The organism is Gordonia sp. HS-NH1, from assembly GCF_001418765.1.
Classification (GTDB): domain Bacteria; phylum Actinomycetota; class Actinomycetes; order Mycobacteriales; family Mycobacteriaceae; genus Gordonia.
Window position 1 is genome coordinate 22,857 of sequence record NZ_LIYC01000047.1, and the last position, 10,305, is coordinate 33,161.

Annotated in this window: 7 protein-coding genes; 3 read left to right on the top strand and 4 right to left on the bottom strand. The window is 67.5% G+C overall.

Annotated features, from left to right (window positions below):
• Positions 1-38 precede the first annotated feature (38 nt).
• Positions 39-2,090 carry a hydantoinase/oxoprolinase family protein gene (locus tag AMD30_RS21520; protein WP_084817342.1) on the bottom strand — a complete coding sequence of 684 codons (2,052 nt, stop codon included), beginning with the start codon at positions 2,088-2,090 and terminating at the stop codon, positions 39-41.
• Between the two features lie 307 nt (positions 2,091-2,397).
• On the opposite strand from AMD30_RS21520, the gene AMD30_RS21530 reads away from it, so the two are divergent.
• Positions 2,398-3,930, top strand: coding sequence for a PucR family transcriptional regulator (locus AMD30_RS21530; RefSeq protein ID WP_055477025.1), 1,533 nt, complete (start codon positions 2,398-2,400; stop codon positions 3,928-3,930).
• Here AMD30_RS21530 and AMD30_RS21535 read toward each other — a convergent pair.
• The 3 genes from AMD30_RS21535 to AMD30_RS21545 form a co-directional block, all read right to left on the bottom strand.
• Positions 3,871-4,989, bottom strand: coding sequence for a transporter substrate-binding protein (locus AMD30_RS21535; RefSeq protein WP_055477026.1), 1,119 nt, complete (start codon positions 4,987-4,989; stop codon positions 3,871-3,873). The genes AMD30_RS21530 and AMD30_RS21535 overlap by 60 nt on opposite strands.
• 95 nt (positions 4,990-5,084) lie before the next feature.
• The gene (locus AMD30_RS21540) at positions 5,085-7,112 is read right to left on the bottom strand and encodes a CocE/NonD family hydrolase (protein ID WP_055477027.1); all 2,028 of its coding nucleotides are present in this window, start codon (positions 7,110-7,112) and stop codon (positions 5,085-5,087) included.
• Between the two features lie 214 nt (positions 7,113-7,326).
• Positions 7,327-8,526, bottom strand: coding sequence for a glycoside hydrolase family 76 protein (locus AMD30_RS21545; RefSeq protein WP_055477034.1), 1,200 nt, complete (start codon positions 8,524-8,526; stop codon positions 7,327-7,329).
• 278 nt (positions 8,527-8,804) lie between these two features.
• Here AMD30_RS21545 and rplJ point away from each other — a divergent pair, with 278 nt between their 5' ends.
• Positions 8,805-9,335, top strand: a complete 531-nt coding sequence (rplJ, locus tag AMD30_RS21550) for a 50S ribosomal protein L10 (protein WP_010844579.1) — start codon at positions 8,805-8,807, stop codon at positions 9,333-9,335.
• An 89-nt stretch (positions 9,336-9,424) separates the two neighbouring features.
• Positions 9,425-9,814, top strand: coding sequence for a 50S ribosomal protein L7/L12 (gene rplL, locus AMD30_RS21555; RefSeq protein WP_010844580.1), 390 nt, complete (start codon positions 9,425-9,427; stop codon positions 9,812-9,814).
• The last annotated feature ends 491 nt before the right edge of the window (positions 9,815-10,305 follow it).

A 10,305-nucleotide genomic window follows, 5' to 3' on the forward strand; every position in this document is an offset into this window, starting at 1 on the left:
GGTTGGGGTTTCCTGTTCTGTCTGAGACGGGTGGGAGATCACTCGGCGGCGGTGAGCAGGAGGTTGCCCCACTCGTCGACCCGCGCGGATGTCCGCGGCGGGACGACGGTCGTCGAGTCGAGCTGGTCGACGATGCACGGGCCGGTCAGCACGGCTCCGGGAGGCAGGCCGGCGCGGTCGTACACCGGCGTCGCCAGCCGGGCGACCTCGTCGGGGAAGAGCACGTCCCGCACCTCGAGGGGCTCCGGCGAGAAGGTCGCCGGATCGATGAGGTCGGCGGGTGTGACGTCCATCCGCGGGGTGAGTCCGATGGCGCGCAACGAGATCCGGTAGATCTCGACGCCGGTGTCCTCCGCCGCGAAGTTGTGCTCCTTGAGATGTGTCGCGTGGAAGGTCGCGACGACCTCGTCCAGACTCGTCAGCGGCATGGACACGGGCACCGCGATCGCCCGCCACTGTCCCTCGTAGCGCATGTCGAGGTAGTACTCGAAGAGCATGTCGGCGGGGTCGACGTGCTCGGCCGTCAGTCGTTCGCGTCCTTCCTCCTGCAACTCGGCGAAGGTCGCGGCCAGGTGGTCGAGGTCCGCGCCGTCGGTGTCGGCGAGGTACATCCGGGTGATGTCGTGCTGGATGTCGACCAACATGCAGCCCATGGCCGAGGTGACGCCCGGGTGCGGCGGGATGATGACGGTCGGGATGCCCAGATCCTTGGCGAGGTAGGCGGCGTGCAGGGGGCCGGCTCCGCCGAAACCGACCAGCGCGAAGTCCCGCGGGTCGTGGCCCTTGCGGATGGAGATCAGGCGGATCGCGTCGGCCATGTTGGCGTTGGCGACCTTGATGATCGACTGCGCCGCCGTCTCGACGTCGAGACCCAGCGGCGCGGAGATCTTTTCCAGGGCGACCCGTGCCATCGACTCGTCGAGCTCCTTGACGCCGCCGGCCAGCTTCTTGCCGACGGTGCCCAGGATCAGGTTGGCGTCGGTGTTGGTGGCGAGATCCCCGGACGCGCCGTAGCAGGCCGGTCCGGGGTCGGACCCCGCGGACTGGGGGCCGTTGCGCAGCGAACCGGCGTCGTCGAGCCAGGCGATCGAACCACCACCGGCGCCGATGGTGAGCACCTCGATGCTGGGGAAGCAGATCGGGTGGCCGAACGCGACGCTCCACATGTTGGTCGTCGCCAGCACGCCGTTGTCGGTGAGCGAGACGTCGGTCGAGGTGCCGCCCATGTCGAACCCGATCGAATTCTCGAACCCGCATGTGCGGGCGATGTGCCGGCTCGCGATCGCCCCCGCCGCGATCCCGGAGGCGGCCAGGCGGGCGCCGTACTTCTCCGCCATGGCCGGTGTCATGACTCCGCCGCCCGAATGGAGCAGCAGGACATCGTTGTCGTAGCCGGCATCCGCGAGCCGGCCCTCGAGCGTCCGGGCGTAGGGGCCGATGATCGGGACCAGGGCGGCATTGGCGACGGTCGTCGAGAACCGCTCGTACTCGAAGATCTCCGGCAGGACATCGCTGGAGGTGGTGATCGACACGCCCGGCAGCTCCTCGGCGAGGATCTCGGCCATCCGGTTCTCATGTGCGGGATTGGTGAACGAGTTGACGAAACACACTGCCACGGTCTCGATCTCGCGGCGGCGCAGGACCCGTGCGACCTCGCGGGCAGCGTCCTCGTCGAGCGGCTCGAGCACGGCTCCGTCGTAGCCGATCCGTTCGCTGACGGTCAGGCGATGGCGACGTGGGACCACCGGAGGTGCGACCTCCTGGTACGGATCCCAGGACTCACGGTCGCCGCGCCGGATCTCGATCACATCGCGGAATCCCTCGGTCGTCACCAGGGCGACCTTCGGGAACTTCCTCGTGATGAGTGCGTTGGTCGCGATTGTCGTTCCGTGCGAGAAGAACTCGACATCTTCCCATCCGACGCCGGCCTGCTCCATCCCCGCCAGCACGCCCTCGATGGGGTTGCTCTGCGTCGGATACTTGGCCGTGACGATCGTGCCGTCGGAGTGCTGGATGAAGACGTCGGTGAACGTCCCGCCGATGTCGACGGCGGTACGGACCTTGTCGGTCCGGCTGATGGCTTTCGTCATGGGTACTTCCTCGTGGCTCGGCGGTCTCGGGACGCCCATCACGAAACCCGGCGCGGGCCCGCCGAACAATTGGCTCATCAGCCAGTACCACGGCGCCGACTGCTGGACGTTGACACGCGACGGACCGATGGAGAGCGCGCGACCTGCGCAAACCGTCGGGGGCGGCGCGTAACGCGGATGTGTCCGACATGGACCGGAAACGTGATGTCACACAACGGAAACAACGACGGCGGTGTGCGGTCGGGTGGTGAGAACGACTGTGAGCACCGATAATCGACGAACAGGGCGGCGGCGAGGAGGCGATCGGATGGCGACGGTGGGTGACGTCGTCGTCGGTGTGGGTCTGCTGTCGGTCACTCCGGGGGCCGCCGAGCGGACGCGACACGTGGAGGTGTCCGGAACCTGCGAGGTCGGTCGGATCAAACCCGCGGAGGTGGGCGCGGGGGACCTCGTCCTCATGGGCCCGACGGGGTGGCCGGCGTCGGGAGCACCGCAGACGTTCGCGGCGACCCTGCGGCAGTGCGCAGCGGCCGCGGTGGTGGTGGACACCGATGACGACAACCTGTCCGCCGAGTTCGTGTCCGCCTGCGTGAGCCACGGTGTGCCGATCTACATGCTCCCCAGGGAGAGGAGCTTCCGCGACGTCGAGATGGTCGTCGCGCCGCGTGCGATGGTCGACGATTCCATCGACGAATCCGGTCCGGTGGCATCGATTCTGGCGTCCCTCGGCGCGTTTCACCGCGCATCGGGGATCAGCGGGGCCGTGGTGCTCGACGGCGCAGTACTCACGGTGCCGTCCGCGACCGTCGACACCGATCTCCTGAGAAAGTCCACCGCCCTGCCCCCCGCTCTCCTGCACGCGATTCCCGGGACCGCCGCGGCCCTGCACATCTCCCTGCCGAGGTCGGGCGCGGCGCTGGTGCTCTCGAATCCGCGTCGACGTCCCCTCGAATCGACCCGGGTCCGCAAACTCGCGAACGACGCCGACGCCGACGCATACCTGTTGCGGGTGAACCGAACGATGCGCAGGCCGCTGGAAGGTTCCCTCGTCCGCGAGCTGATCGAGGCGCGGATCCCGTCGTCGGCGATGGATCCGTGGGTGGGGTCCTTCGGCTACGGAACCGGCGATCGCGTCCACTCGGTGGCGGTGATCATCGGGCCGCACAGCGACACCTCGGCGGCGAGGGTCGTCGACGCGCTGCACGACCTGGGTGCCTGCGCGGGCCTCGCAACCGTTGCGGCAGCGCATGACTCGGTGGCATACGCGCTGATCAAGACCGGCACCGAGAAGGACTCGACGCCCCCGACGGGACGCGACTTCGAGGCACATCTGCAGATGTTCACCGACGTCTTCGTCGCCCGGCACGCCGAGCTCGCCGTCGGCGGCAGTTCCTACGTGATCCGCAGCAGCGACGACCTGACGAGGGGGCTCATCAACGCGCGGCAGATGGCAGAACGGAACTCCCGCGCCGACGACCAGTCGTCGGCCACGATCGCCCTGCCGGTGCCGCTCGCCGCGACGCTGCTCGCCGGTGACTCCGAACGGTCAGCGGCGCTGCGCAGTTCGCTGCTCGACCCCGTGCTCGCCTACGACAAGGAGAAGGACACGAGCTACGTGTCGACTCTCGTCACGTTCTTCGCGCTCGACTGCCACTCGGGCGCGACGGCCAACGAGTTGGGCATCCACATCAACACCTTGCGATACCGCCTGTCCCGCATCGAGAAGCTCACCGGACGCGGACTGCAGTCGATGGTCGACCGCACCGACTACTACCTCGCCCTATGCGTCGGCGAGACGTCCCGCGGGCGGGGGGACCGGAGCCGGCGGACGGCTCCCTGACCACCACGGATCGGGCTGGCGTGCGGCGAAGTCGGCGATGACCTCGTACTTCCCGCCCGCGGCACGGCCGACGTAGGACGGATGCGAACTGTAGTGATTGGCACGGAAGTAGAACGGCGCGCCCTCGGGATTGTCCTCGAAACGGATGCCGATGAGCGCGCGCGACAGGGCGTCGACGTCGAGTGACTGGGCCTGCTCGGCGGCCAGCGCGAGCGCGTGCACCGCATTGAACGCCCCGATCTGGGCGGCGTGACTCCACCGCTGGCCCCGCACCTGGGCCAGATCGCGCCGGAACGTGTCGTTCACCGGCGACGACAGCTCGGAGAAGTAGGTCGCGACCATGAAGTGACCGTCGCTGACCTCGGTCGGCATGTGGGCCAGGTCCAGTTCGGTGGTGACGGTCGCCGCGATCGGAACCGTGTCCGGGGTCAGTCCGACGAGGTGATACTGCGTGTAGAACGCGGTCGTCGAGTCGGCGCCGACGAGATTGCAGACCACGACGTCGGGACGCACGCGATCGATGTCGTCGATGATCGATTCGAACCTCGTCTCTCCGAGGGGTGCGTAGCGGTCGCCGACGATCTCGATCCCGAGGCTTCCGGCCAGTCGTCGGATCGCCTCGGCCAGAACGCGCGGATAGATGTAATCCGAGCCGACGACGTACACGCGCCGGCCGAGTGTGCCGGCGATCCACGCCAGATAGTCGGCGATGTACTGGTTGGGCGCCGCGCCGCAGTAGAAGATCCGCGAGTCGGTCTCCTCACCTTCGAAGTAGGTGGGATACATCAACAACGAGGCGTTCGCGTGGATGGCCGGGGTCAGCGCCAGGCGGGCCGCGGAGGTGTACCCACCGACGATGGCGTCGACGTTCTCGGTGGTGCACAGATGATCCACCCCGCGGGCGGTCGACGACACCTCGGAGTGGTCGTCGTAGATCGCGACCTGGATGTCCGAACCCAGAACGCCGCCGCGGGAGTTGATCTGGTGGACCGCGAGCATCGCCCCGTCCAGGATCGACTGCTCCATCTCCGCTTGGTTGCCCGAGAGGGAATACAGCATGCCGAGTCTCACGTCGGTCCCCGATCGGCGCGATCCGTGTGCATGGCAGCCACTATGCCAGCTGGGCCGCTCCTCGGCCTGTCCGGAGAACGACCTCAGCGCAGCCCGTCGCCGGCCAGCAGGGTCAGGTGGCTCGGGTGGTCGGGGTCGAGCACGAGACGTTGATGGCGTCGGCCGCGTGCCTTGATGAGGTCGGGCACGAGGGTCAGGTAGCGCGGCAGGCTCGCGGCGTAGACGTCGACACGGAGCCGATGACCCGGCTGCAGGACCGCATCGGTGGGGACGAGGTCGACGTCGAGGCGGATCGGTTCGTCGGCGGGCACCGGCAGCTTGCGCTTGTGGGACAGGTAGTGGTGCGCGGAGAGCAGGCTGCCGTCGTCGGCGTACGTCGACTTCGACTGGTCCAGAGCACGATTCGAGGCCGACAGCGCGCCGTTGGTCAACACGACCGACGGGCCGTCGGGCGCGACGTCGTTCACGGTCACCGCCCAGATCGCCTCGTGTGCCGTGGTTGCGACGTTGAGGCGCAGGTTCATCGCGCCGCTGATCGGGGTGGCCTCGAGTACCGGCTCGGTGGTGAACGACAGTGCTCCGCGTTCCTGGTAACGCGCGTCCTTGGCGTAGTCGGCGCCGAGGACCAGGGTCGCGCCCGCGGTCACCTGGGTCATGTCGCGGGAACGGAGACCGCGGCTGTCCGGACGTACGTGCAACGACGAAACCCCTTGCGCGGGAGTGGTGCTCAGCGACCCGTCGTGGACGGAATGGTCGGCGGTCGACGATGACTCGGCGGTGAGGTAGAGCCGCGTCGGAGCCACCCCCGGGCGGGGAAAGCTCTGGCCCGCGGTCCAGGCGCCGCCCTGCTGCAGCATCGTGACCGGTCCGTAGTACTCGATCCCGTTGCGGTGCCCCTTGAGCCAACGGTCGAACCACGCGCGTTCGAGGACGTCCAGACGCGGGGGAGCGAACTGACCGCCGTACCCCGACCCGACGTCGAGGTGATAACCGTCGCCGACGATCATCTGCTTGCGCCCGGGCTCCATCTGCAACCGCTCGTAGACGCCGGTTGCACTGCGGCCGAACAGATCATGCCACGCTCCGACGGTGAAGGTGGGCGCCTCGATGCGGTCGACGACCGGATCGCGGTCGTCGAAGTACGGGTCGTCGAAGATACGTGGATCGCGTGCGGTGAGGAACCCCCACAGCAACGAGGGGATCTCGGTGGCGGGGGACTTCACCCGGTCGATCGCCCAACGCACCGCGTCGCCACGCACGAGGTCGCGGATCACATTGGCGGGGTTGGGAACCCACTTGAGCATGTTGACCGCCGACAACCACACCGGGATGAACGCCGACGGCATGCCGCCGGTGATGTAGATGTCGCGCACCAGGTCGTCGCACCCCTCGACCGCGAAGACGGCCTGGAGCGCGGCGGGCCGCTTGTCCGCGGCCTGCAGCGAGTTGATGGCCGAGTACGACCAACCGGCCATCCCGACGCTTCCGTCACACCATTCCTGCTCGGTCACCCAGTCGATGACCTCCACCGAGTCCTGCTGCTCGCGAGGGCCGAGGATCTGCCACTTGCCCAGGCTCGCACCGGTTCCGCGGACATCGACGACCACCTGTACGTACCCGCTGCGCACCAGGTTCCGATTGATGCCGAAGACGTCGAAGACGCCACCCGACAGCGTCTTCGTCAGCGTGGTGAGTCCCTCGAGCGCGGTGCCGGTGGCGTCGATCGACCGGGACGCGGTGTGCAGCGCCTTGCCGAGGACCGGGGCGTGCAGGGTCTGGTCGATGAAGTCGATGGCCGCCCGGTTGTACGGGTTGATGTTGATGACCGCGGGGTAGGGCGTGAGGATCGTCTGCCCGAACCTGTTGGCGGGGCGGATCACGGTGGCGCGCAGGACCACGCCGTCGCTCATGGTGATGGAGACGTTGCGGTCGATGACCACGCGCGGGTAGAGCTGCTTGCCGTCGACCTGTTCACGCCAGCGGATGCCGTCGGCGCCGCCGGTGGGATCGCCCAGGGGGAGGGTGCCGAAATGCGGCGCACCGCTGGTGCGCGTGCGTGTCGACGGAACGACCCGTGCGCGCGACTGTGTGGGATCCAGCTGATACGTCATGGTGCATCACCCTGCCTGGGGGAGGTGGCGCACCCGCGGGTTGTTGCACGGATCGAGAGGGCCGGGTGGACACCGACACCCCGTCGTGTCGGTCGTGGGTTCCCCGGTTCGTCCGCTGGCTGCGGATTACAGTGTGTTCCAGGTCACTTCACGCATTCGTTGAAGAATAACTCAGGCCCGGTATCGGATGGCTAACCGGGCGGCGTCTTTTTGGTCATCGGCGTGTGTGTTCCTGGTCACATTCAGGTAAACCGAGGTCGATCGCCGCCGCGGCTTCGAGCACCATCCACGCCGACAGCTGCACCGAGAGGTCTCGCTCCGGGACCTCCGACGGATTGACCGCACCCGCCACGAACTGGGCTTTTGCCCCACCATCGGTGGGGATCACGGCACGTCGGCGCCAGTCGCTGGAGAAGACCGGGTGTCCGGCGACCTCGGTGCGGTTGGCCCACGCGGCGTCCGCGCTTCGGGTCACGATCCGTGCTGCACGAGCACGCAGATCATCCGAACCGCCGACGTCGGGAAGGTCGGTGGCGACGAGCGCCAGGTAACGGGCCAGCACGCCGTGGAAGAGGCCCCCGTCGCCGCCGCCCCCTCCGTCGATCACCCCGTCGGTGCAGGAGTGGCGTTCGACGGCGTCGAGGAGCCGGGCCAGGCGGTCGAGGTGCGTGCGATCCCCGGTCGCGCGCAGGGCCTCCAGTTCGGCGCCCAGCACGACGCCCTGGCAGTACGTATAGGTGCCGGTCTCGGGCTTCAGCGAACCGTCGGGGAGCCCCTTGAGGCCGTCGATGATCAGGTGGGTGTCGGGATCGACGAGGTTGGCGTCCATCCAGTCGCACATCGCCACCGCGCGCTCGACATGACCCGTGCGTGCCAGGAGGATCGCGGCAGGGCCGTTGGCGGGCGCGTTGAAGAACTGATCGGCTTTGCGCCACGGGATCCCGCCCCCGTCGTCGGGCACCCACGCGTCGAGCATCTGGCCGGCGAGCACGCGGAGTCCGCCCGCGTGGTCGAGGTGCAGATGGCGATCGGCGCGTTCGATCGCGAGTCCGAGCCACGCCATGTCGTCGTAGTAGTTGTTGGTCCAGCGGCCGCCGTTGCGGATCCGGATGCCGCGCAGCAACCGGTCGACGTCGTCGGCGATGTCGGGGTCGTATGACCGGTCGCCGTGGGATGAGCCGGCCACCCGGTGGATGGCGGCGTCGACGAGAAGGTCGACGAGGTGGGCGTGCCACCAGTAGTGCCACGATCCGAACTGCGCCTGCATGCGTCCGATCGGCCAGGCGACCGCGGCCGCGCGTGTTCCCGGAAGCCAGAAGGCCCGCTGCAGGTGGCGGTCGTAGACGGCGTCCGCGGCGGCCCGCGCGCGGTCATCGGGGGCGTGCGGATCGGGCGATTTGGATTGTTCGTCCACGTCCACGTAGCCTAGTCCTCGATGTGATGCACACCCGTGTGTCGTATCGGTTCAACCAGAGACCGTTGGTCGTCGGGATTTCCCGGACGAAGGCGCGACGAGGTCGCCGGCCCACGCAGGATGAACGAGGAATGTCGCTCCACACGTTCAGTGTGTGCGTTCACGCCCCGTGCCTGTGTGCCGGGGCGTTTGTCATCTCCGCCCTCGATCGCCTCCCTGCGCCCGTCGCTCTTGGTTGAACTCGACCAACTCATAGTGACGAGGAGAGGAGGCGAAGTATGGCCAAGTCCGAAAAGGTCGCCGCTGTTGCGGAGATCGCAGAGCAGTTCAAGGGCTCCACTGCGACGGTTGTCACGGAATACCGTGGTCTGTCCGTCACCCAGATCTCCCAGCTGCGACGTTCCCTCGGTGAGGGTGCAACCTACTCCGTCGCCAAGAACACCCTGGTGAAGCGTGCCGCTGCTGAGGCGGGCGTGGAAGGGCTCGACGAGCTGTTCACCGGTCCGACCGCGATTGCCTTCATCGAAGGTGAGCCGGTTGTGGCCGCGAAGGCGATCAAGACGTTCGCCAAGGACAACAAGGCTCTGGTCATCAAGGGCGGGTACATGGACGGCCGCGCGCTGTCCATTGCCGAGATCGAGCAGATCGCCGACCTTGAGACCCGTGAGGTCTTGCTGGCCAAGCTCGCCGGTGCCATGAAGGGCAACTTGGCTAAGGCCGCCGGTCTGTTCAACCAGCCGGCTTCGCAGGTGGCGCGCCTGGCCGCGGCCCTGCAGGAGAAGAAGAACGAAGCCGGCGAGACCGAATAGGTCGTTCGCCGCACCACCACCACAATCCCCGAACCGTACGGGGATGAACACCAACCCCCGTACGGGGACCGACAGGAAGGACGCCAATCATGGCGAAGCTCACCGCTGACGAGCTCATCGATCAGTTCAAGGAACTGACCCTGCTGGAGCTCAGCGATTTCGTGAAGAAGTTCGAAGAGGTCTTCGAGGTCACCGCGGCCGCTCCGGTCGCCGTTGCCGCTGCCGGTGCGCCGGCTGCCGGTGGCGCCGAGGCTGCTGCCGAGCAGGACGAGTTCGACGTCATCCTCGAGGGTGCCGGCGACAAGAAGATCCAGGTCATCAAGGTCGTCCGCGAGGTCGTCTCGGGCCTGGGCCTGAAGGAAGCCAAGGACCTCGTCGAGAGCGCTCCGAAGGCTCTGCTGGAGAAGGTCGACAAGGACGCCGCCGAGGCTGCCAAGGCCAAGCTCGAAGAGGCCGGCGCCAAGGTTTCGGTCAAGTAGGACCGACCTACCGCTCACGAGCCCGGGACAGCATTGCTGTTCCGGGCTCGTTGCTGTCCGGGGGTGGCCGAGAGGTCTGCAGGAAAATCGGTCATCACACTCGGACGTCGTAACGGCCGATTCGGTTCATCCGAATCAGAAGCAGACATCACTTCGACCACCGCCGCCCCTCGAACCGAGGGGCGGGGTCAGGTCGTCGATTCAATGTCCCGCAGGTCGAGCCCAGGTCTGCGGTGGCCGTCACATCGGGGGGCGTGACCCCACTTCCCTCACCGCGAACCATCGGATATTGTCATCGTCGCGAGAGAGTTACCGGGCGGTAGCTTTCCTCACAGCCAATGCTGAGAACCACGCGGTGGCGTCGTGGGCAGGGTCGGGTCGGTTAGAGTGACCCCAACCACACATGCCGCCGGTTGGTGCGCGGTCACACCGTGGCCGCCTCGGGGGCAGCGATCGTCTGGAGGAAGTTGTGGGTGTTGAGGTCAGTGTCG

Coding starts and splice junctions, on each gene's coding strand:
- AMD30_RS21520 (WP_084817342.1), bottom strand. CDS start 2,090: ATGACGAAAGCCATCAGCCGGACCGACAAGGTCCGTACCGCCGTCGAC.
- AMD30_RS21530 (WP_055477025.1), top strand. CDS start 2,398: ATGGCGACGGTGGGTGACGTCGTCGTCGGTGTGGGTCTGCTGTCGGTC.
- AMD30_RS21535 (WP_055477026.1), bottom strand. CDS start 4,989: ATGCTGTATTCCCTCTCGGGCAACCAAGCGGAGATGGAGCAGTCGATC.
- AMD30_RS21540 (WP_055477027.1), bottom strand. CDS start 7,112: ATGACGTATCAGCTGGATCCCACACAGTCGCGCGCACGGGTCGTTCCG.
- rplJ (WP_010844579.1), top strand. CDS start 8,805: ATGGCCAAGTCCGAAAAGGTCGCCGCTGTTGCGGAGATCGCAGAGCAG.
- rplL (WP_010844580.1), top strand. CDS start 9,425: ATGGCGAAGCTCACCGCTGACGAGCTCATCGATCAGTTCAAGGAACTG.